This is a genomic window from Rufibacter radiotolerans (genome assembly GCF_001078055.1).
Lineage (GTDB): Bacteria > Bacteroidota > Bacteroidia > Cytophagales > Hymenobacteraceae > Nibribacter > Nibribacter radiotolerans.
On sequence record NZ_CP010777.1, the window covers coordinates 546,529 to 567,615 of the forward strand.

A 21,087-nucleotide genomic window follows, 5' to 3' on the forward strand; every position below is an offset into this window, starting at 1 on the left:
TCCAGGATCGTATACTTATCTGCTCCCCACATAGATTGCTCTACTCCCCAAGAGATCGAAATAAGAAAACTTTTTCACTCTTAATGCTTTCGCCATGGCTTTGAAAACCGTTGGTCCTGGAGTTGTTTCCCACAAAAGATCTGAGTCAAACCTGAAAGCGCTGCAAAAAGAGATGCAACGCCTGAAACTGAACCAGGCGCAGATCACAGAGCCTGAATCTGAAGTGCTGTCAGTCATTTTAGAGGACTGCCCAGACTTATACCTCCTACTAACTCCAGAATTGCAGATTAAATGGGTTTCCAATGCGTACCTGAACACTACCGGGCGTTCTCGGGAAGAGCTTATTGGTAAATTCATTTCAGAAATCTACCCCCCGGAAGCCTCTTCTGCTAAGGAGGCAGAGTTTACCCAAGAGCTGCAAGATTCCCTTACCCAGGTGCTGACCACCGGTAACCACCATGAAATGGGTCTGCACCGTAGCGAGCAACCTGCCCCCCCAGGGGAAGACGGGGATTCCATTGAAAAATTCTGGCGCGTGCTCCATAAACCCGTGGTCAATGAAACCGGCGAAATCATCAGTATTATCCATAAGATGATTGACGTAACGGCTTTGGTGCAGAAACAGCGTCTTATAGAAGGCCTTACCCAGGAGCGGGAAGCCATACAAGCCGCCCTGGGCCAGGCGCAGACAGTGCAGCAGAAACTAAGGGAAGAGCAGCGCCGCCTGAAACAGGCAGAGGCCTGTGGCCATTTGGGTAGCTTTGAGGTGGTGTTCCCTGAGCGCGTGGTGTTTTGCTCAGATGAGTTGTTCCGCATTTACGGCATGGAACCCCAGAGTGAGCCCATCATCTTTGAAGGCTTCTCTTCCTACATTCACCCAGATGACCGGGACCGGTACAAGCAGGCGGTCCATAGTTTTTACCAGGAGAACCGGAGCCTGGACCTTATCCATAGAATTATCAGACAAGATGGCCAGACCCGCATTGTGCATACCCGCAGCGAAACCGTGCTGGATGTGGAAGGACGGGAGGTAAGCATCTTTGGCACCATGCAAGACATTACGGAGCAAAAGCTGGCCCAGGACCAACTGGAGGCCAGTACCGCCGTGCTGCGGCAGGCCGAAGCCGTGGGGCATACCGGTAGTTATGAGGCAGATGTGGCTACCATGGTCCTCCACTGCTCAGATGAGATGTACCGTCTGCTGGGGTATGAGCCCCAGTCCCTTGAAATCACCCTTGATTTTGTTGATGCCAATTCACACCCAGATGATGCGGCCCAGATCAGGCAACAACTGCAGAACTCCCTGGCCACCAAAGAGCCTTACCAATACGTGCGGCGCATCTACTGGCCAGACGGCCAGATGCGCTACATTGAAGGCAAAGGCACAGTGGTCTGTAATGAAGAGGGGGAAGCTGTAAAATTGGTAGGCACCATCCATGACATCACAGACCAGGTAAGAACAGACCTTATCCTGGACACCATCAATGAGGTCTGCTATGAGCTGGATGAGCAGCTGAGGTTCCGGTACGCCAACAAAACGGCCTACACCACCTGGGGGAAAGTGCCAGACGAAATTCTGGGCAAAGAGTACCTGGAGGTTTTCCCGGAGGCCAAAGAGTATGCCTGCTTCCAGATGATTCTGCAGGTGCACCAGACAAAGAAACAGGCCTTAAAGGAGGTTTATGACCCGTTTGAGAAGAAATGGCTGTTCTATAACGTCATGCCGGCCCATTCTGGCCTTATAGTCCTGTATTTTGACATCACTGAAAAGGTAGAGGCCCTGGAAGAAATATCGCAGAAACAGGAACAGCTCAACTTGCTGGTGGAAAGCGTGCCAGATCTGATCTCGCGCTGGAGCAAAGACGGAACGTGCGTGTATTGTAACTCTAACTTTGAGAGTAAATTCAATTTAGAGCCAGGTTCAGCGGAAGGCAAAAAAGCCTTTGAGATTGGGTCACCCTCAGAGACGGTCATTTCCTTTATGTCCTGCCTGAAAGAGGTGTTTGCCTCGGGCCAGCCCAAAGACAGCGCCTATGAGTTCAGGCTCCAGGGCGAGCCCCTTTCCCTGGTGGCCCATCTTATCCCGGAAAGGGCGCCAGACGGGTCAGTAGAAACGGTACTGGTAATTGCCTATGACATGACCCAGGTCTGGCAGGCGAAATCTGAGATCAACAAACACCTCAACCTCCTTAAGCAATCTGAAGAACTGGCGGGGCTGGGCAGTTGGGAATATGACATCTCCTCTGGCACCATTACCTGGTCAGAAGGCATGTGCCGCCTGTTCAAGGTAGAGCAGGGCCACCCCGGCTCCCCTGAGGTTTACCTGCAATATGTGCTGGACGAAGATCTGGAGATTGCCCAACGCATTGTGGAGAATTTACGGGTGCACCACCAGCCTTTTGAAGAAACCCTGCGCATTAAGTACCCGCACGGCATAAAGATTCTAAGGATGAAAGGCGTAGTGGTAGAAGGCAGTGACGGCAAACCGGCCAAGATCCTGGGCGTGGACTGGGACATCACGGAGATGGAACGCCTGGTAAATGAAAATGAAAAGATCAAGCTAAGCCAGCAGAATGAGCTGCTCCTGGCCATTCTGGACACCCAGGAGACTGAAAGGTTGCGTATAGCAGAGGCGCTGCACAACGGCATTGCCCAACTCATGTACGCCGTAAAGCTGAACCTGAACCAGGTGATCCTGGACCGGAAGGCCATGCAAGACCGGCAGGTGAAAGAATGCGTAGGCAAGGCAGACCGTATTCTGGTAAAGGCCATTCAGGAGGTACGGAGCCTGTCACATGAACTCATGCCTACCCCTTTGTCTGACCTGGGCCTGGAGGCGGCTTTCAAAGACATCTGCGCCACCCTGTCCAGTAAGAACCTGCAACTAAACTGCTGGGTCTTTAACCTGCATACCCCTCTAGAGAAACATCTGGAGCTGGCGGTGTACCGCATAGCCCAGGAACTGGCCAACAACATGGTCAAACACGCCCAGGCCACGGAAGCCAGCCTGCTGTTGCGGGAGCAAAGGGGCGTGCTGGTCCTGGAGGCCGAAGACAACGGCAAGGGCTTTAACCCTCTGCAACTGACGGGCAAAGGCATGGGCCTTAAGTCTATTCAAGACCGCGTGAAACTGCTGAACGGCACGGTGGAAATAGAAACCGAGCCAGACCAGGGCACCTCCATCAGTATCTATATTCCTATTCCGGCTACCCAAGGTCCTAAAGGATAACGTTCATTGGCGGCATTGAGGGCGCCGGCCGGGCTGCGCAGGTAAGTTCCTGCGCAGCCCGGGCGGCGCTTTTTGGCATAGGATTTTCCGGGCCTCACCTGGCCCAGGAGGCTGGCATATCAACTGGTCCCTTGGCCGCCATTCCCTTCCCAATTTGCAATCCCGTTCGCATTGCTTAATTTAACCCACCGGGGCGACTTTGCCTCTATACCCTTTAGAAAAGCAGAAAGGTCTGGGGACCGAAGGCCCAAATGCACCATTCTGGCAGGAAAATCCGTTTATCCTCCAGAACCGGGCATTCGTACCATTCCTGACTTGCCCTGCTACCTGATTTCCTGTTCCTGACCATACCTGATGACCGCTACGTCCACGTCACTTCCCCATCTGCTCAAGCAATACCAGCGCCGCCTCCTGAACCTGAGCGGCTCTAACCGTTCCCTGGTATTGCTGAAACCCTCCGCCAGCCTGCACCTGGACCTGCACGTCCTGGACCACGCCCACAAGGGCCCGTCTTTTAGCTACGTGCAGGACCTGATGGCCGGCAAGCAGACCATTACCCTCTGTGAGGTGGCAGATGCCCGTGACGCCGCGCTGGCGCCCTTAACCAAGAGCCTGAAAACCATTCAGCGGCGGGCCAACATGATCTGGGAAGAGCGGGGTGCCAAAGAGCTGTTTGTAGGCTGGCCCTTTGTGGAAGGCGCCTTCCCGGACGGTACCCTGGTGCGCTGCCCGCTGGTGTTTTTCCCCGTGGAGCTCAAGGTCAGTGACAAGCGGCAGTGGCAACTGGTCCGGCGTGAAGATTCCCCCGCCTTTTTCAACAAGAGCTTTCTGCTGGCCTACGCCCACTACCTTAACGTGGCCCCGGACGAGAACCTGATGGAGGAGGACTTTGAGGATTTCCCTACGGATGCCCTGGAGTTCAGGACCAGGCTGTATGAGACGCTCAAAGCCAGTAACCTGGAAATAAACTTCAACCAGGAACTGCTCCAGGATGTGCTGCTGCCATTCAAGGCCTACAAGCGCGAAGACCTGGAAAAGACCTGGAAACCAGGCCAACTCAAGCTCCAGCCCGAGGCCGTATTAGGGATCTTTGCCCAGGCCGGTTCCTACCAGCTCTCAGACTATGATGACCTGCTGGAGAACCCGCCCACAGACTCCTTAGAAGAACTGCTCTTGCCCCAGACCGAGGTCAACCAGGCCCATGCCCAACTAGAGCAGCAACTCTTCACCGCCTTTGACGCAGACGCCTCGCAGGAGGCGGCGCTCCGGCAGGTAAAGTCGGGGCAGAGCGTGGTGGTGCAGGGGCCTCCGGGCACCGGTAAATCACAGCTCATCTGCAACCTGGTCTCAGATTACCTGGCCCGCGGCAAAACGGTGCTGGTGGTCTGCCAGAAACGCGCCGCCCTGGACGTGGTGTACCAGCGGTTGTCTACCACCGGCCTGGAGCAGTTCTCGGCGCTGGTGCATGACCTCAACCTGGACCGCCCCGCGGTATTTGCCAAAATACGCCGCCAGATTGAGCAGGTAGAAGAATACCAGAAACAGAATGCAGGCCTGAGTAACATTCAGGCGGAGCGCCAGTTCCTGGAGACCAGCCGGCGCATCAACCAGATCTCAGAACGCCTGCATGAATTGAAGGAAGCCCTCTTTGACACCAGCCTCAGTGGGTGGTCAGCGAAAGAACTGTACCTGCGCAGCAACCCCCGGGCCCCGCACCTGCCCGCCGAGGGAATTTTCCGCGGCCTCTCGGCCAGCACCTGGCACGAATGGCGCCCGCGGGTGCTGCATTACCTGCAAGACGCCGTGGCGCTGCAGCACCCAGATTTCCCGTGGAACGACCGACGTTCTTTTCACCTGCACACCTTTGCGGAGCGCCAGAAACTGAACCAGCTGCTAAAAGACATTCCCGCCACGGTCCAGACCGCCGCTGAGCAGGTAAGCCCCCTGCTGCCCGCGCAGGCTGAGCCCTGGGACGGACTGCAGGCGCTTTTGCAGGAACTGCACACGCTGCAGGCGGTACAGACGGATTTGCAGGACAAAGCCGTTTTGAGGCTGTTTTTCGGAAACCTGAACCAAACCAAAGAATACAAGCAGCGCGAGACCCAGCTTCAGCAATTACAGCGAGCCACGGCTGCCGCGCAGCTACCTCTTACGCACGCAGAAGCACAGCAACTCACGCAACTGCTGGCCGCCTATGACCAGGCCCACAGCGGTTTTATTGGCAAGATTGGTTGGAGCTTCTCCTCAGATAAAAAGAAACTGGCGGCTTTCGCCGAAGGCAAAAAACTCACGAACCCAGAGACCGCTGTAGAGCACCTGCGCACTGGCCTCAAAGAATGGGAAGCGCTGCAAACCCAATGGAAAAGCCTTCAGGAACTGGAACCTACCCTGGAGATTCCGGCGCATGATTTCTTTGCCCCTGAAGCAAAACAGGAACTAGAGGCGCTGCTACAGGCCTGGGAGCAACGCAAGGCCCTGCACAAACTCACGGCCTATGAGGTGCTGCCCCATGAACTACTACAGCTGGCCCCCGAGCGTTTTAAAGCCGTTTTTTCTGAAACACTGCCAAAACTCCAGGAGCTGAAAGAGCAGGTACGGGAGTGGGAACGCTGGCTTACCGGGTCACAGATAGAACTGTTGGCCACTGACCCCGCCGCCCCGCAGAAGTTCATGCTCAGCCTGCAAGAGAACTTTGACCGGCTGGTGTCTTTTGACGCGCTGCTGCAGACCTTTCCCCCGGAACTGAAAACCTGGCTGGAGGAGGTTCGCACCGCCGTGCCCGAAGGCGTGGAAACCCAACTGCAGACCCTGGAGAACAGCGTGCTGCTGGCCTGGCTCCAGCACATGGAGGCCCACCATTCGGTTTTGACTATTGTGAGCACGGGTGAACTGGACCGCCTAGAAACCGAGCTGCAAGAACTCATCAAGCGCAAATCTGAACTCAGCCGCCAGATTATTCTTTTGAACCTGCGCGAGCAGACCTACCAGAACATGGAGTACAACCGCCTGGGCAACCCGGTCACCTACCGTAGGCTGCTCACCCAGGTAAGCAAGAAGCGGCTGCTCTACCCACTGCGCAAACTCAACGCTCAGTTCGGCGATGAAATACGGCAATTGCTGCCGTGCTGGCTGGCCTCACCTGAGACGGTGTCGGCGCTCTTCCCGTTGGAACGGGTCTTTGACCTGGTGATCTTTGATGAAGCCTCGCAGTGCTTTGCTGAGGTGGGCATTCCGGCGCTGGTGCGCGGTAAGCAGGCCGTGGTGGCCGGTGATGAGCAGCAGCTGGGGCCTTCTGATCTGTACCGCGTGCGGTTCGAGAATGAGGAGGAGGAGACTGAGGAGCTGTTGGTGGAATCACTGCTGCAACTCAGCGCGCTGCACCTGCCGCAGGCGCTTTTGTCTGAACACTACCGCAGCCAGTACCCAGAGCTCATCCAGTTCTCCAACCAGAATTTCTACCAGCACAAGCTGCAGTTGATTCCAAGGTTTGAGGCCATGAACGCTGCTGAGCCTGCCATCCAGTACCTGAAAGTAGAGGGCGTCTGGGAAAACCAAACCAATAGGGTAGAGGCTGAGCGCGTACGCGACCTGGTGTTTGAGCTCATCGCCAAGGGCGAAACCAATATTGGCGTGATCACCTTCAACTTTCCGCAGCAACAGCTGGTGCAGGACCTGCTGGAAGAACAGGCCTTTGCGCAGAACACCACGCTGCCCGAGGAGCTCATCATCAAGAACATTGAGAACATACAAGGTGACGAGCGGCAGTACATCATCTTCTCCATTGGTTACGCGCCAGATGCGCAGGGCGTGGTGCGCGCCATGTTTGGCAGCCTGAACGCGGCCAAGGGCGAGAACCGGCTGAACGTGGCCATTACCCGGGCCATCAAGCGCGTGTACGTGGTCACCAGCTTGTGGCCAGAACAGTTCCCCGTAGAGAATGCCAAGCACATTGGCCCAAGGCTGCTGCGTGATTACCTGGCCTTCGCCCGCGAGGTGAGCGAGAAAGGCTTCACGCCCCAGCCCGCCCCGCCGGCCAACATCCCGTCGGCGTTGCTGTTGTACCCGCTGCTTTTGGCCAGTTTTGGCCAAAACGCCTCCGAAACAGAAATATCTGCAGAACTTCCTTTCGCCGACCTTACTTTCCGCAACGGAGAACGCTACCAGGCCGTAGTGTTAACCGACGACGACCTGTACTACCGTCGGCCCTCCGCCAAGGCCTCTCACGCCGATGTTCCGCTACGCCTTCGGGCCCGGGGCTGGAAATTCGGGGCCGTGTACAGTCGTCAGTTCTGGAGCCAGCCCGATCAGGTCTGGCAGAGACTGCAAGAATTGTACAAACACCATGAAAGATAAATTACTTGAGATTTCCGTTGGGCTTTGCCTGTTGATTATGGTAGCCTGTGACACCGGCTCCGCTACCAAAGAAGAAGCCACCGCAGATACCACCGCCAATAAAGTGAGTAAGAAAAAGAAAGACAAGAATGCCTCTACCCAGGGCTTCGCCGTGAACAATACCTATGACCTGCTGGAGGTGAGCAAGATGGGCAAGAAGACCGTGCCCGAGAGCTCTGGCCTGGAAACCTCTGCCGACGGGAATTACTGGACGCACCCAGACGCCGGCAATGAGGCGGTACTCTACAAAGTGAACCCCTCTGGGGAACTGTTGGAAACCATGGTGGTGCAGGGCGCCAAGAACCATGACTGGGAAGACATTGCCCGCGGCGAAGACGGCTTCCTGTACCTGGGGGACATGGGCAACAACGAGAATGATCGCCAGAACCTGCAGATTGTGAAGGTAGACGAGAAAGCCAAAAAAGTAGTAGGCACCATCGCCTTCAAGTACGCAGACCAAATGGAGTTTCCGCCCAGAAAGAAGCAGATGAATTTTGACGTAGAGGCCTTTCTCATGCACGGCAACAATTTCTACCTCTTTACCAAGAACCGCGGCAAAGGCGACTGGGTGAAACTCTACAAAGTAGCCAACCAAACCAGCGGCACCCAGATTGTGACCGTCCTAGACAGTCTCCAGATCAACACCCAGATTACCGCCGCCGACATCTCGCCCAACGGGCGCCACATTGCATTGCTGGGCGAAGGCTGGGTGTACCTGTTTGACACCGACAGCCCAGAGCAGGTATTTAAAGGCAAGAAAGAGCAGATTCCTTTAGGTAAAGTTGGTCAGGCCGAAGGGTTGGTGTTTGTGAATGACACAGACATGATGATCTCTAATGAGGCTGGCCGTCTGTTCATGCTCACCTTGAAAAAGTAGGCCTTGGGCACATAAGTAAACGTAAACCTGTGAGTTATTTAAACCCTCACAGGTTTTCTGGTTCTAGGGCCATTTTCTGGAAAACTGCCGCAAAACGCTGGGGTTGATTTTCCGTTCTAAAGAAGCAAAGGGAGTTTACCTATTCCTTTGCCTTGCATCAAACTAAAATTGCTATGTCTGAAATCATCTTAGTAACGGGTGCCACCGGCACCATAGGGTCTGCCACCGTAAAGGCGCTGGACAGTTTAGGGGCCGATGTGCGGGCTGGGGTGAGGTCCCTTATCAAAGGGGAGAACCTGCGCCGCCTGCCGGGGGTAGAACTGGTGGAACTCAACTTCTCCCACCCGGAAAGTCTGCGCGTGGCCTTTACCGGCGTATCTACGGCGTTTCTGATCACCCCTTTCACAGAAGACCAGGTACAGATGGCCAAGCAGTTGGTAGATGCGGCGCAGGAAGCAGGCGTGCGGCACGTGGTGCGGCTTTCGGCGAGCGGGGCAGAGGCAGAACCCGGCATCCAGTTGGGCCGTTGGCACCGTGAGGCTGAAGACTACCTCAAAGGCAAAGAACTCAATTATACCCTGCTGCGGCCGGGGGCTTTTATGCAGAACTTCGTGCACCAGCACGCGGCTTCTATTAAGTCTGAAAACGCTTTTTACATGCCTATGGGGCAGGGCCGTGTCTCTTACATTGATGCCCGTGACATAGGTGAGGTGGCCGCGGAAATCCTGCTTCGGCCGGAAGGCCATGACGGCAAAGCCTACACCTTAACCGGTCCTGAGGCCCTGTCTGGAGAGGAGATAGCGGAAATTTTCTCATCGGTGCTGGGCCGGGAGATCAAGTACGTAGACGTGCCAGAAGAGGGCGCCCGCAACGCCATGCAACAAATGCAATTACCCAATTGGATGATTGACAGCCTTCTGGAACTGTACAGCATTTCGCGCGCCGGTTACGCCTCTGGGGTGACCAGTGATGTGCAGGAAGTGATAGGCCGCCGGCCCTATACCTTTAGAGAGTTTGTGGAAACCTACCACGACTGTTTTTAGGATAACATAAAAGGAAAAAGGAGGGATCTGTTTTGGGCCTGTTTTACAGAAAACAGGCCCAAAACAGATCCCTCCTTTTTTTAGGGGAAATTCTAATCTTACCCATAAGGCTTCCCCCGTTTTTAGGCCCTGGGCAAAGAAAAACCGACACTTAATAAACGCCAGCTGATTCCCCTTTCCATTTGGCCAGGATGATGGTGAACATGTAAGAAAGGATCCTTGCTTTGGAAGAAAGACCTTACACGTTTACCAAAAAAAAAGCCCCGCTGAAAACAGCAGGGCTTTTCTATTAGTTGCTAGTGACTAGCGCTTAGTCACGGTCTTCTCTAGAAGAAGAACCGCCACGAGAGGAGCGTCCGCTGCCGCCTCTGCTGCTGCCAGATGATCTATCATCATGCTGCGAAGAACGGCCGTAGTCAGAACGGTTCTCATAACCAGATCCGCCGCCGCCGTATTGTGACTGGCCGCCTTGTCCCTGGCTGCCGTAGCCGCCGCGGGAACCCATGTCTGAAGAGGAAGAACCGTAGCCGCTAGAGCCGCCGTAGTTGCTTCCGCCCTGGCCATAGCCACCCATGCCGAAGTCGCGGTTCTGGCTACCATAACCGCCGCCGCTCATAGAGCCGCCCTGGCCTCTGTCTGACCCGGAAGAACCGTACCCACCGCGTGAGCCCATGTCTTGGCCCATGTTGCCGTAGTTAGATCCGCCGTAGCTTCCGCCTTGTGAGCCATGGCCTGAGCCGTAAGATGATTGGCCGTACTGGCCACCGCCTTGTGAAGAACGTGAACCGAAGTCCCCGCCTTGTGAGTTAAAGGTGCCGTAGCCACCCTGGCCACTCTGACGACCACCACTCATTGAGCCGTAGCCGCTGCTGTCGCCGCCCTGGTGGCCGCGCTGACCGCCTTGCCACTCTTGGTTACCGCCTTGTGAAGAACCGTAGCCACCGCGTGAGCCCATGCTACCGCTGTCCATAGACCCGCCGTAGCCGCCACGTGATCCCATAGAGCCGGAGCCGTGCTGGCCGCCGCCCATGGAGCCTGAGCCGCCGTAGCCGCCTTGTCCGTAGCTGGAACCGCCCTGGTGCTGACCGCCGCGGCTGCTGCCTTGGCTAAAGTCTGAATTACCGTCATAGCCGCCGCCTTGTGAGCCGCCGCGTGAACCGTATTCCTCACCATAAGAGCCGCCTCTGGAACCCATAGAGCCATACTGGCCGCTACCCTGGTTGCTGAAGCCCTGGCTGTAACCGCCCTGGCCACGGCTTTGGTCGCCGTGTGAGCCGTAGCCGCTTTCACTGCCGTAGCCCATCTGGTTGCCGTAATAACCGGAGCCACCGTAGTTAGAGTAACCGCCGCGGTCAGACTCTGAGCGGCTGGAGTTTCCGGCGTAGCCGCCTTGTGAACTCATGCCATACGGGTTGGAGCCCATGCCTGAGCCGCCACCGCCCCAGTTACCTTGTGAGCCGTAGCCGCCTTGGCCGCCACCCATAGAACCATAGCGGTTGCTTTGGTCATCTTGGTTGCTCCAGGAGCCACCGCCTTGTGAGCCATAGCCGCCCTGGCCACCGCCGTATTGGCCGCCGCCTTGGCTGCCGTAGCCGCCTTGGCTGCCGTAGCCGCCTTGGCCCTCATTGAAGTTTCCTCCGCCAGACTGGCCGCTCATAGAAGAGCTTCCTTGTTGGCCGTAGTCACCTCCCTGTGATCCGCCGTAGCCCATGCCGCTGCCCATAGAGGCAGACGAGCCTTGCATAGAGTTGTCTGAGCTGGAAGAAGATTTGCCGGTAGATTTTCCTGTGGAAGATTTGCTGCCGCCAGATTTGGAAGTAGTGGAAGAAGAGGTGCCTGATTTTGAAGTGGCCTTAGGGGTAGTAGAAGATTTGCTGCTACCTGAAGTGGAAGAGGAGGTTGCTTTTTTAGAAGAACCAGAAGAGCTGCCAGTGGTAGGGGACATGGAAGTGCCTGAGCTACCTAACCCTGATCCTGATCCGCTTTCACCCATGTTGCTGGTAGTAGAACCAGTGATGCGTTGTGAACTCATAGACCCAAGGTTGGCATCTGAGTTTGAGCTTTTACCCATGCTTCCAGATGATGAAGAAGAAGCGTTTGAACCTGTGTTGCTGCTTGAGCCAGAGGTTGATCCTAGACTGCTGTTTTGCTGCTCTTTTTGATTGTCTTTCATGGTTAAATCTCCTTTTTTAATGGTTGTTGAATTGTTAGTTAGATAAGAGGTTTCCATGCCAGAGAAAATGAAATTTCATTTCTATCTTCTTCAGCAAGTGCTTAATCTATACGGGCAGGTGTGGGCATGGTTAACTCTTCTCATTATGAATTTTTAAATGAGAAGGTTTTAATAGGAAATAAACCGGAACCAGAGAGGCGTTTTAGCAGGCAGTTTTATGAAAATGATTTTTAAAGCAAGGCTGGGTGTAAAATGGAGTGGGGCGGGTAATGAAAAACGCCCTCTGTTTTGGGGCCGTTTTTAGAAAAACGGCCCCAAAACAGAGGGCGTACTATCTTTCTTTTTAAGTACCAAGTCTGCCTGTTAAGCAGCTCTGTTTTTTGCTGGAAAAACCCTTCTGAGACACTTGGCAATACGTATTGCTTTACCCAACAGATAAGCCCTGGGTGCCCCACAAATGGACGTCCCGCACCGCGTGCTACTAGGTGAAAACACAGGAGTCACCACTTCTCCTGCGGGTCTGTCCGGTAGCCGCAAAAGCGAGGGGAAAAGGTTAAAAGGAATGCTGGATTCTGGTCTGCCCTCCTAAGGAAAACAGGGATAAAGCAGAGGTGATTCTGTTGGCCATGCAGCCACTGCAAAGCCTATGAATTTCTTTGCCTAAGATTTGCTATTGACAGACGCCGAGGTGGAGTTTTCTACCTGGGGTGGCTTCTCTACTACCGGGTTATGCAGCAGTTCATGGGCGTCTTCTTTTTCTTCCTGGTTAGGTTCTGGCACATCATGCTCTTCGGCTTCCTGCGGCTCATAGTTTAACCTGATGAAAATAGGGAAGTGGTCTGAGCCAAAGAACCGGAGGGTCTTGATCCTGATTAGGCGGAACGCCGGGTCATAGAACACGTGGTCAAGGGAGTACCGGAAAAAAGGAATGTGGGCATTGTAGGTGTTAAAGAACCCACGGCCAATACGGGGGTCCAGCAGGCCGCTTATTTTTCTGAACAGGTTGGTGGTATAAGACCAGGCCACATCATTCAGGTCACCGGCCACAATAGAAGGGTGCGGCGAGTTCTTGGCCATCTTGGCTACCATGAGCAGTTCGGCCTCACGGGTGTCTGTGTCTTTGTTGAGGTGCGGCGGCTGCGGGTGTACGGTGAACAGGTCAAATATCTTTCCGGTAGGCAACACCACCTGCATGTAAAAAGACGGAATGCCTTCTTCCACCAGGTAGCGCACCTCAGTGTTAATGAGTTTGAACTTGCTGAAGAACATCATGCCGTAGGTGTTCTCCAGGGGCTCTTTGATGCAGTACGGATAGCGCTTGTCCAGTTCAGAGATAGCGTTTGCCCAGCCGTGGTCTGGTTCATTGATGAGCAGCATGTCTGGGTCTGTCTCTCTTACCACCTCCAGAAACTTGGGGTATTTCTTGTTAGACATGCGAACGTTGGAGATCATGAACCCGAAGGAGTTCTTGGGGGCTTTTATTCTGGACCGCAGGGCCTGTACCTTGGCCAGGGGAGTAAACTGGTACACGTGCACCAGCTCGTTCATGATGGCCAGCCCGATAAGACCCGCGAAGAGCTTTTGTGAAAGGCTATCAAACCCCACCAACCACTCATACAGGCCCAGTGTGAGAAAGCCAAGCACAGCCACCTGCACCCGGGGGAAGTCCAGTGCCCTGATCCACCAATAGGTGCTTTTCACTAGGGTGAGCAAGGAGGCTATAATGACAAGGCTGCCAAGTACCTCAAGGGCCGTTTTCATAAATATTTGGTTTGGTTCGTTCACATACTCATTTCTGAGTATAGGGTTGCCCCGGGAGAGATGTTCTGGCAGGGGTAAAAAAAATAGCACTGGTTTTGGGCTTAATTTAAGAAATCAGGCCTAAAACAGTGCTACTTCCTATTTACCCGAAAATGTTTATTCTGCGGCTTTCTCTACCCGCACCCCCACCGCCATGATACCGGGCAGCGGGTCCTGGCGCATGTATTGGTTGAGCTTGAGCCGGTATTTGCCTGCCTGCGGGAAGCGCACGTTTTTAAGGGCCTTGAACTGGTGGTCAAAGATATCACCGGCCCCTTTGCCCCGGGGCTCACCGGTCTTGGGGTCCATGAGGTACATCTCATGCAGCCTGGAGCTTACCTGCTTTCCGTCTGGTCCATACAGGTAATGGCGCAGGTACAGGTTGTAAAACGGGTAATGCAATGCGTTACGCACGTTAAAGTACACGTTGTATTGCTGCGTGGTGTCTGTAATCTCAAACTCAAAGGCCGGGGCCAGTTTCACGGGCCACTGGTTATTGGCAATGTCCTGGTTTTCTTCAAAGACCCGGTTGGTGTCACAGCTGGTAGCCAGCAGTGCCAACAGACCCAGGCACAGGAAAAGATGGAGGCGCTTTCTCATTTATCCTTCTGGGGTTGGGGTGGGTGCCGCGCCCTCGCCGCCACCCGGCTTGCGGTTGCGGTGATTGCGGTTGCGGCTTCTTCTGGCCCGTTGCTCGCCTTCCGGACGTGGGCCACGCTCTGCCTGTTCTGGTCCGGCGGCTCCGTCTACGGTGGGTTGCGGGCGGTTTTGCTGGGGCGGACGCGGTCCTTGAAGGCGCTCTGGGCGGGGCGGACGGTTCTCCCGGTTCTCGCCTCTGTTCTCCCTTGGCGCACGATTACGGTCACCACCACGCTCACCTCTGGGTTTGCCCTGGCCTTGCGGCTGCTGGCCTCTGTTCTGGTCGCGTTCTGGCTGCGGAGTTCCTTCGGGGGTTTCTGGTCTGGAGGCTGCGCGCTCCGGGCGGTTGCGTTGCTCCTGGCCTTCGGAGCGGCGGTTGCCACGGTCACCGCGTTCGCCACGGTCACGTTCCGGGCGGGGTCTGCCCTCAGAACCTGCTAGTCTTGAGGTGCCAGTAGGTCGGTCCCTTCTTACCTCCGGGGTAGCGGCCGTAGCCACCGCTTGGGCAGGGTTTTCAGAAGACGGGGCGCCACCTTTGTTCTTTTTCTTGTTGCGTTTCTTTTTGCTTTTGCCGTATTGGTCGTCCAGACGGTCCAGGTTGCCTTCCAGGGCTTCCACAAAGTCTACTACCTCTACTTCCTCTTTCTTCACTTCATGGGCCAGGTTCTCGGGCATTTCGCCGGCGGCATTCATCTTGATCACTTCATGCACGCGCTCTACCGTCACCGGAAACCAGTTGCTGTCGCCGCGGTACCCGAACCACATAATGCGCCGGAAAATATCTGTCTTCTGCAGGAAGGCATCGCCAGCCTTGGTCTGCAGTGGGCGGTTCAGGTTAGGGATGTCTTTGAGGGCATCCATGTACGTTTCCAGCTCATAGTTGAGGCAGCACTTGAGGCGCCCGCACTGACCGGAAAGTTTGCTGGGGTTCAAAGACAGGTTCTGGTAGCGCGCCGCCGTAGTAGACACACTCCTGAAATCGGTGAGCCAGGTAGAGCAGCACAGCTCACGGCCGCAGGACCCAATGCCGCCTAAGCGGCCGGCCTCATGGCGCAAACTAATCTGGCGCATCTCAATCCTGACCTTGAATTCCTCGGCCAGCTTTTTGATGAGCTCCCGGAAATCCACGCGGTCATCTGCCGAGTAGAAGAAGGTAGCCTTGGTTTTGTCTGCCTGGTACTCTACATCTGAGAGTTTCATGCGCAGCTTGAGTTCCTGCACAATGGCCCGGGCACGGTACATGGTGGCGGGTTCCTGCTCGCGCGCGGCGTTGAACTTCTCCATATCCTTCTCGGTGGCCACGCGGTAGATGGTTCGCAGCTCGTCATTGTTCTGCACCTTCTTCTTGTTCATCTGCAGGCGCACTAATTCGCCTTTGAGAGACACGTGGCCAATGTGGTGGCCGTTAGGTACGTCTACCACCACGGCATCGCCGGTGATGAGCGGCAGGCGGTTTACGTTCCGGAAAAACTCTTTACGCCCGCCCTTAAAGCGGATCTCAACTATATCAAACTCTTTAAAAGACACGGGTATTTCCATGTCTGAGAGCCAGTCAAATACATTTAACCGATTGCAGCCTCCCGTGCTACAACCGCCGTTGCTTTTACAGCCCGCAACTACCTCGGTGCCATCGGCAGAGGTCGTCTTGGTGCCGCAGCCGCCACTAGAACATGAACTACATCCCACAGGTTAATTCCTTTATATAGATAATTCTTGTTTTCAAAAAAGTAAGGGGCTCAGGCCAGGGCTTGTTCTTGACTGTCAAGAGGTTGTGCCAGGCGCCAGGCGCTGGAAGGAAGGGATTGAAAGCAGTGACAGGGGTCCTTTTTTCTTTACTCACCCGCCTTCCGGTCTTTTATCTGAGACCCTAATTAACAAATATATAAACTAAATCCGAATTAGGCGGCACGTTTGGCCAAGTTATCAACAGCGCGTTTTGAGCCCGTTTTCCGGAAAACGGCCACAAAACGCCTGAGACACAGGAGAGGAGGGCACCCAGTGGAGCCAGCAGGGAAAGAGAATTTTGGCGAAGGGGCGAAGGGTAAAAGACCGGAGCCAGGCAAAGGCCGGTTTGCGGACGGGCAGCTAAATTCCTTACTTGGGTAGTGAAACCCTGGCCTCTTTTCTCATGACCTTTACCTTCGCTGACACGCTTTCTACAGGCGCCCTTTGTACGCTCTTCAATTCCGCCTTCTCAGATTATGTGCTGCCCATGGTGCTCACAGAGCCCGTCATGACCCTGAAACTCACCCGCGACGGCACCAACCTGTATCTGTCGCCGCTGGCCCTGGAGCAAGGCAAACCGGTAGGTTTTATCCTGAATGCGCTTGGGACCTGGCAAGGAAAAAGAACAGCGTACAACGGGGGAACGGGCGTGGTGCCCGAGGCACGGGGGCAGGCGCTCACGGCGCAGCTGTATGCCTATGTCCTGCCCTTTTTGAAAGCCCAAGGCGTGGAGCAGTGCCTGCTGGAGGTGATACAGCAAAATACCAGGGCGCTGGGGGTGTACAGCCGCCTGGGTTTTAAAGTGACCCGTTCGCTTAAGTGTTTCCGGGGAGTTAAAGCAAATTTACGCTGGCATACCCATACGCCGCAGCGAGTGAACTTTTTGAAGGTAGCTTTCCCTAACTGGCCCCTCTACCAACGCTTCTGGGACGTAGCGCCCAGCTGGCAGCACCAAACCGCCTCCATAGACCGCAGCCAGGGGCACGTGCAGATAGTAGAGGCGCAGGTAGATGGCCGGTGCGTGGGCTACGGCATTGTCTATCCTTTGACCGGAGCCGTGGCGCAGCTGGCAGTAGACAAAGCCTGGCGAGGGCAAGGCATAGGACAGGCCCTGCTGCAGGAATTTTTGCCATTCACTACCCAGCCCGCGGTGAGTATGGTGAATGTAGAGGACGGGGCAGACAGCCTGCTGCAGTTTTTGCAAAACAGAAATATGACTGAGACCCTGAGCCAATATGAAATGGTGTGGGCGGTGTGAAGTACGTTTTAAGCCTGTTTTCGGGAAAACAGGCTTAAAACAGATGTACCAGCACGATTGGTCATCCCGGGCCTTCAAAGGGGGACGAAATGCAGGTTGTAAGGCGGGCGCCTCAGGGAAGTTGAAAACCTCCGGCGGGGTGGGTGTAAGTTGGAAACTTAAATCAGGGAATAGGGAGCCGCTCTGTTGTGGAAGTAGCTATACCTATACCCTTATACACTTTTCACAATCTTGCCTTTTTCATTACCGGTTTTACGGCCCCAGCTGGCAATCTCATTTAAGAGAGGAATAAGGGAGGTCCCGAAATCGGTTAAAGAGTATTCTACCTTTAGGGGTGGTTTAGAGGTGTAGACTTTCCGCTTGATCAGGCCGTCTGCTTCCAGCTGCTTTAACTGGATGCTCAGCATCTTTTCAGTGATCTGGGGCATAAGCGCTTTTAGCTCACTGAACCGTTTCTTGTCATTCCTCAGGTACCATAACACCACCGTTTTCCATTTGCCCCCAATAAAGTGCATGGTCACATCCATGGCGCAATGGAATTGCTGCTGGTCAATTTCAATGACTACTTCGGTATTATCAACAATCATGGTTTTCAGATTATTTTAAACTATCTAATTTGACAGTTATTGCAAAGTTAAGAAGCTGTCATTAGGTTTGCAACTGTAAAAATGATAGTTTAACTAAAGAGCAAATACAATGAATATTTCAGTTTTAGGAACAGGTTCGGTGGGCCAGGCGCTGTCCGTACGTTTAGCTGGCTTAGGCCACCAGGTGTTTATGGGTACCCGCAACGTAGCCGATAGCCTGCAAAAGACCCAACCCGATAACTGGGGCAACCCCGCTATTGGTACCTGGGCGAAAGAGCATACCGAGGTAGAATTACTTTCCTTTAAAGAAGCAGTTGAAAAAGGCAATGACCTGATTGTTTTTGCCCTGAACGGCAAGGCGGTTTTTGAGTGCCTGGATGCCGTGGGCGAGGCAGCCCTGAACGGAAAGGTACTGCTTGACATTTCCAATCCGCTGGATTTTGGCCAAGGATTTCCGCCCTCGCTTTTCGTTTCCAACACGGACAGCCTGGGAGAGCAGATCCAGAACAAATATCCTGGTTTAAAAGTGGTGAAGACCCTTAACACCATGAGTAACCCGGTCATGGTGAACCCACACATCTTGCAAGGAGACCACAGTGTCTTTGTCAGCGGAAATGACGCGGAGGCCAAGGCAACCGCTACCCGTCTGTTGAACAGCTTCGGGTGGGAAGACAGAAACATTATTGACCTGGGTGATATTACCACCGCCCGCGGTACGGAAATGGTCCTGCCTTTGTGGGTTCGCTTATACGGGAAACTGCAGACGCCTTTCTTTAACTTTCATGTAAATACCGCTAAGGCTCAGTAGGTGGTAAAGCTTTAGGTAAGTAACCAGACCTTAGAGAACCTTCATTTAGTTTTGGTTGCTCTAGAGATGAAAATTAGCGATAACACAAAAGGCCACTGGTAAAGCACCGGTGGCCTTTGCATTGGGCCGCTGCCCTTAATTATGATCAAACCAATGGTTTCTGTAAGGCAGTAAGGCATTAAGTCTTACTGGAAAAGAACGATAATTCGTCTGTGCGTTTTAGGGCTGTTTTTAGGAAAACGGGCTAAAACGAGCCTTACCTAATTTGCCGCGTTTTATCAGGTAGAACCACCGGTAGAGGGTAGGACAATAAACCCTACAGCGGCTCCAGCACCGGCGAGAAGTAATTGACCAGGGGCCGTTGGTGAAGCAGGTCGGCCGCGACCAGAAATTGCAGGTAGCTTTGGTAAATATCCCGTTTCTGCTGCACTTTCAGGCTCTGTAACTTAAGGAGTTGGGCATTCATTTTAAGGCTGATGATCGGGTTTTTGCGGTTCAGTTCACTAAGGGCCGAAAACATGGATTTTAGGTCATAGGTAGATTCCTTTTCCTCCAGGGTTTGGTAGCGCAGCAAGTTGCCCTTCAGCGATTTCTGGAGATGCTCTATTTCTTCACGGGCTTTCTGTTCCTCCAGTTCCAGTTCGTTTCTTACCTCTATCATTTCCAGTTTTTTTTCGGTCATGTCCCCTTTGTTGGGGTTGAAGAGCGGAATCCGGATACCCGCCGAAAGACCGTATGGATGCTTTCCGTTGGAGGGCTGATAGTCTGTTTGTATAAAGCCGGGGTTTACCTTGGTACGTTGCAGGTCATACTCAGAACCTGCCAGCTTAAGCCGCTCCTGGTAATACCCCAGGCGTGCGGTGTAAAGCGGAAGTGTGAGCAGGCTGTCCAGGAGTTGGTGGAGGCGCTGAGGGGGCACCATGTTACTGAAGGTCCAGTTATTTTCCTGTAAGCCGGTGGAAGGGTAAAGTTGATGCACCACATTTTTTTGCTTTTCCAACTCATACTGCAGCCCCTCCAGGGATGTCTGCTCCTCCAAAAGCTCAAGCCTAAGCTTGACATAGTCGCTCTCATCAAAGAAGCTGGAGGAACGCTGGTTTTCAAGAATTTTGACCTGGTTTTGCAGGTTGGCTAACAGCTTTTGCTTTACAGTGATCTGCTCTGAGACAAAAGCTAATTCCAGTACCAGTGTATAGCGGGCCTCCAGCACCTCTTTCATGGCCAGGCCTTGTTCCGCGGTTAGAACAGATTGGTAGGCTTTGAAATACCGGCTGTTGCTTTTTAAATGCCAGGGGTTGGCAAGGCTCAGGCGCAGCCCATAGTCATGCTCGCCTTTGTAAAGTTCATTGTTCTTGAACCTGAACTCCAGGTCCCTGAGCGGGGCCAATCTGTAGGGCTTATGGTGGAGGTGCTCCAGCTTTTTTGAATAGACCTCAAGAGTAGGGTCCTGCGCGGCGGCGCCCAGAAACTCTGCCATTCTCACCTGAGCCTGGGCAGACAGGGCAAATGACAGCGGCAGAAGCGCCAGCAGCAAGGCCTTTACCAAAACGCTTGCCTTCATTTAATCAATACTTTCTCCCCGGTGGCAAAGCTGTTTTTCTCGTCTACCTTTATGAAGACCTCTTTCCCAAATGCCTTGACCGCGGTAGACTTCTGCAGGATGAGGGGCAGTTCCACAATGGCGCCAAAGCCAATCACCTCTCCCTGTACGGCATTGCGTTTATCGTCAAAGGAACTCACGGTTACCCGCTGCCCCAGCACGGCATGATGGCTTGCCGTCCCCACGGAGTACCCCACTACAGAGCTGGGGTGCTTAGGATTGATGGTAATAATGGGCGCGAAGGCGTCCACTTCCTCTCCGTTTAAGACAGAGACACTTTTGATCACCCCGGGCTCCGTAGCGTATTTGTTGAGCTTTTTCTTCTCATCCACCAGCAGGGCGAGTTCCCTGTTGAGCAGGTCCATCTGGTTATCCAGCACCATCAGGCTGGTCTGGTGGTCTTTTCGGAAGTCTTTCATCCTGATGCCGGCGGCCTGCTGGTGGAGCTTTCTCTTTTCCACCAGGGAGTTGACCCGTAAGTCTTCGGGCCCAAGCCCAGCTTGCAGGGGAGTGGAGGGCCCGGCAGCCAGGCCGTAGCGGTCGGTGAGCCTTCTGTTTAGCGCCTGTTCTGAGGCGATCATCTGAATCTCCGCATCCAGTTCCTCCAACTTGATACCGTTTTCCGCCGCCATGTATTCCATCTTAGAGACTAGTAGTTGCTTTTTTTCTTCCTTCTCTTTTTTGAGTGACTTTATCTGGGTTGAGAGTTTCATGATCTGGATGTCAAGCTCCGCGTTTTCCATTTCAAGCAGCAGGTCGCCGGTTTCCACTTCCTGCCCGGGTACCACGTGCACGCGTTTGATTCTACCAGACCGGTCAGAGCTGATCTTATATTCCTTGGCATAGGTAACCCCTATATTGGAGAACGTACTGCCCCTGAAATACCTCGCGTTAATGAACAGCATTCCGGCGAAGAGCGCGATGATAAACAAGTAAAATCCGCTTATTCCTCTCAT

General features: G+C 54.1%; 14 protein-coding genes. 7 read left to right on the forward strand and 7 right to left on the reverse strand.

Annotated elements, in window-relative coordinates:
- Positions 1-94: 94 nt before the first annotated feature.
- The 4 genes from TH63_RS02315 to TH63_RS02330 all read left to right on the forward strand — a co-directional run bounded on the left by TH63_RS02315 (position 95) and on the right by TH63_RS02330 (position 9,541).
- The gene (locus TH63_RS02315) at positions 95-3,229 is read left to right on the forward strand and encodes a PAS domain-containing protein (RefSeq protein ID WP_048919509.1); all 3,135 of its coding nucleotides are present in this window, start codon (positions 95-97) and stop codon (positions 3,227-3,229) included.
- A 354-nt stretch (positions 3,230-3,583) separates the two neighbouring features.
- Complete coding sequence (locus TH63_RS02320) at positions 3,584-7,582, forward strand: AAA domain-containing protein (RefSeq protein WP_048919510.1); 3,999 nt, start codon at positions 3,584-3,586, stop codon at positions 7,580-7,582.
- A complete protein-coding gene (locus TH63_RS02325) occupies positions 7,572-8,498 on the forward strand; it encodes a hypothetical protein (RefSeq protein ID WP_156180315.1) in 927 nt (308 codons plus the stop codon). Before TH63_RS02320 ends, TH63_RS02325 begins: the two co-directional genes overlap by 11 nt.
- A gap of 173 nt (positions 8,499-8,671) precedes the next feature.
- Complete coding sequence (locus TH63_RS02330) at positions 8,672-9,541, forward strand: SDR family oxidoreductase (protein WP_048919512.1); 870 nt, start codon at positions 8,672-8,674, stop codon at positions 9,539-9,541.
- A 310-nt stretch (positions 9,542-9,851) separates the two neighbouring features.
- On the opposite strand, the gene TH63_RS02335 is transcribed toward TH63_RS02330, so the two are convergent.
- Entirely contained in the window at positions 9,852-11,285 is a 1,434-nt protein-coding gene (locus TH63_RS02335) for a hypothetical protein (RefSeq protein WP_156180317.1), read from the reverse strand.
- Between the two features lie 4 nt (positions 11,286-11,289).
- Between TH63_RS02335 and TH63_RS02340 the strand changes: the two genes are divergently transcribed.
- Positions 11,290-11,703 carry a hypothetical protein gene (locus TH63_RS02340; RefSeq protein ID WP_156180319.1) on the forward strand — a complete coding sequence of 138 codons (414 nt, stop codon included), beginning with the start codon at positions 11,290-11,292 and terminating at the stop codon, positions 11,701-11,703.
- A 671-nt stretch (positions 11,704-12,374) separates the two neighbouring features.
- On the opposite strand, the gene TH63_RS02345 is transcribed toward TH63_RS02340, so the two are convergent.
- The 3 genes from TH63_RS02345 to ricT form a co-directional block, all read right to left on the reverse strand.
- Positions 12,375-13,475, reverse strand: coding sequence for an endonuclease/exonuclease/phosphatase family protein (locus TH63_RS02345; protein ID WP_048922532.1), 1,101 nt, complete (start codon positions 13,473-13,475; stop codon positions 12,375-12,377).
- Between the two features lie 156 nt (positions 13,476-13,631).
- Entirely contained in the window at positions 13,632-14,114 is a 483-nt protein-coding gene (locus TH63_RS02350) for a gliding motility lipoprotein GldH (protein ID WP_048919515.1), read from the reverse strand.
- The gene (gene ricT, locus TH63_RS02355) at positions 14,115-15,839 is read right to left on the reverse strand and encodes a regulatory iron-sulfur-containing complex subunit RicT (RefSeq protein ID WP_082161527.1); all 1,725 of its coding nucleotides are present in this window, start codon (positions 15,837-15,839) and stop codon (positions 14,115-14,117) included. It abuts the gene before it with no gap.
- A 412-nt stretch (positions 15,840-16,251) separates the two neighbouring features.
- On the opposite strand from ricT, the gene TH63_RS02360 reads away from it, so the two are divergent.
- The gene (locus tag TH63_RS02360) at positions 16,252-17,136 is read left to right on the forward strand and encodes a GNAT family N-acetyltransferase (RefSeq protein ID WP_048919517.1); all 885 of its coding nucleotides are present in this window, start codon (positions 16,252-16,254) and stop codon (positions 17,134-17,136) included.
- A 212-nt stretch (positions 17,137-17,348) separates the two neighbouring features.
- On the opposite strand, the gene TH63_RS02365 is transcribed toward TH63_RS02360, so the two are convergent.
- Complete coding sequence (locus TH63_RS02365; protein ID WP_048919518.1) at positions 17,349-17,723, reverse strand: winged helix-turn-helix transcriptional regulator; 375 nt, start codon at positions 17,721-17,723, stop codon at positions 17,349-17,351.
- A gap of 109 nt (positions 17,724-17,832) precedes the next feature.
- Between TH63_RS02365 and TH63_RS02370 the strand changes: the two genes are divergently transcribed.
- A complete protein-coding gene (locus tag TH63_RS02370) occupies positions 17,833-18,531 on the forward strand; it encodes an NADPH-dependent F420 reductase (RefSeq protein ID WP_048919519.1) in 699 nt (232 codons plus the stop codon).
- A 316-nt stretch (positions 18,532-18,847) separates the two neighbouring features.
- On the opposite strand, the gene TH63_RS02375 is transcribed toward TH63_RS02370, so the two are convergent.
- Both TH63_RS02375 and TH63_RS02380 read right to left on the reverse strand, forming a co-directional pair.
- Positions 18,848-20,092 carry a TolC family protein gene (locus TH63_RS02375; RefSeq protein WP_048919520.1) on the reverse strand — a complete coding sequence of 415 codons (1,245 nt, stop codon included), beginning with the start codon at positions 20,090-20,092 and terminating at the stop codon, positions 18,848-18,850.
- Positions 20,089-21,087, reverse strand: a complete 999-nt coding sequence (locus tag TH63_RS02380; protein WP_082161528.1) for an HlyD family secretion protein — start codon at positions 21,085-21,087, stop codon at positions 20,089-20,091. The genes TH63_RS02375 and TH63_RS02380 overlap by 4 nt, the downstream gene beginning before the upstream one ends.

What these genes read in the sequence shown, in the direction of transcription:
- TH63_RS02315 (WP_048919509.1), top strand. Translation starts at nt 95, where the DNA reads ATGGCTTTGAAAACCGTTGGTCCTGGAGTTGTTTCCCACAAAAGATCT.
- TH63_RS02320 (WP_048919510.1), top strand. Translation starts at nt 3,584, where the DNA reads ATGACCGCTACGTCCACGTCACTTCCCCATCTGCTCAAGCAATACCAG.
- TH63_RS02325 (WP_156180315.1), top strand. Translation starts at nt 7,572, where the DNA reads ATGAAAGATAAATTACTTGAGATTTCCGTTGGGCTTTGCCTGTTGATT.
- TH63_RS02330 (WP_048919512.1), top strand. Translation starts at nt 8,672, where the DNA reads ATGTCTGAAATCATCTTAGTAACGGGTGCCACCGGCACCATAGGGTCT.
- TH63_RS02335 (WP_156180317.1), bottom strand. Translation starts at nt 11,285, where the DNA reads ATGCAAGGCTCGTCTGCCTCTATGGGCAGCGGCATGGGCTACGGCGGA.
- TH63_RS02345 (WP_048922532.1), bottom strand. Translation starts at nt 13,475, where the DNA reads ATGAAAACGGCCCTTGAGGTACTTGGCAGCCTTGTCATTATAGCCTCC.
- TH63_RS02350 (WP_048919515.1), bottom strand. Translation starts at nt 14,114, where the DNA reads ATGAGAAAGCGCCTCCATCTTTTCCTGTGCCTGGGTCTGTTGGCACTG.
- TH63_RS02365 (WP_048919518.1), bottom strand. Translation starts at nt 17,723, where the DNA reads ATGATTGTTGATAATACCGAAGTAGTCATTGAAATTGACCAGCAGCAA.
- TH63_RS02370 (WP_048919519.1), top strand. Translation starts at nt 17,833, where the DNA reads ATGAATATTTCAGTTTTAGGAACAGGTTCGGTGGGCCAGGCGCTGTCC.
- TH63_RS02375 (WP_048919520.1), bottom strand. Translation starts at nt 20,092, where the DNA reads ATGAAGGCAAGCGTTTTGGTAAAGGCCTTGCTGCTGGCGCTTCTGCCG.
- TH63_RS02380 (WP_082161528.1), bottom strand. Translation starts at nt 21,087, where the DNA reads ATGAGAGGAATAAGCGGATTTTACTTGTTTATCATCGCGCTCTTCGCC.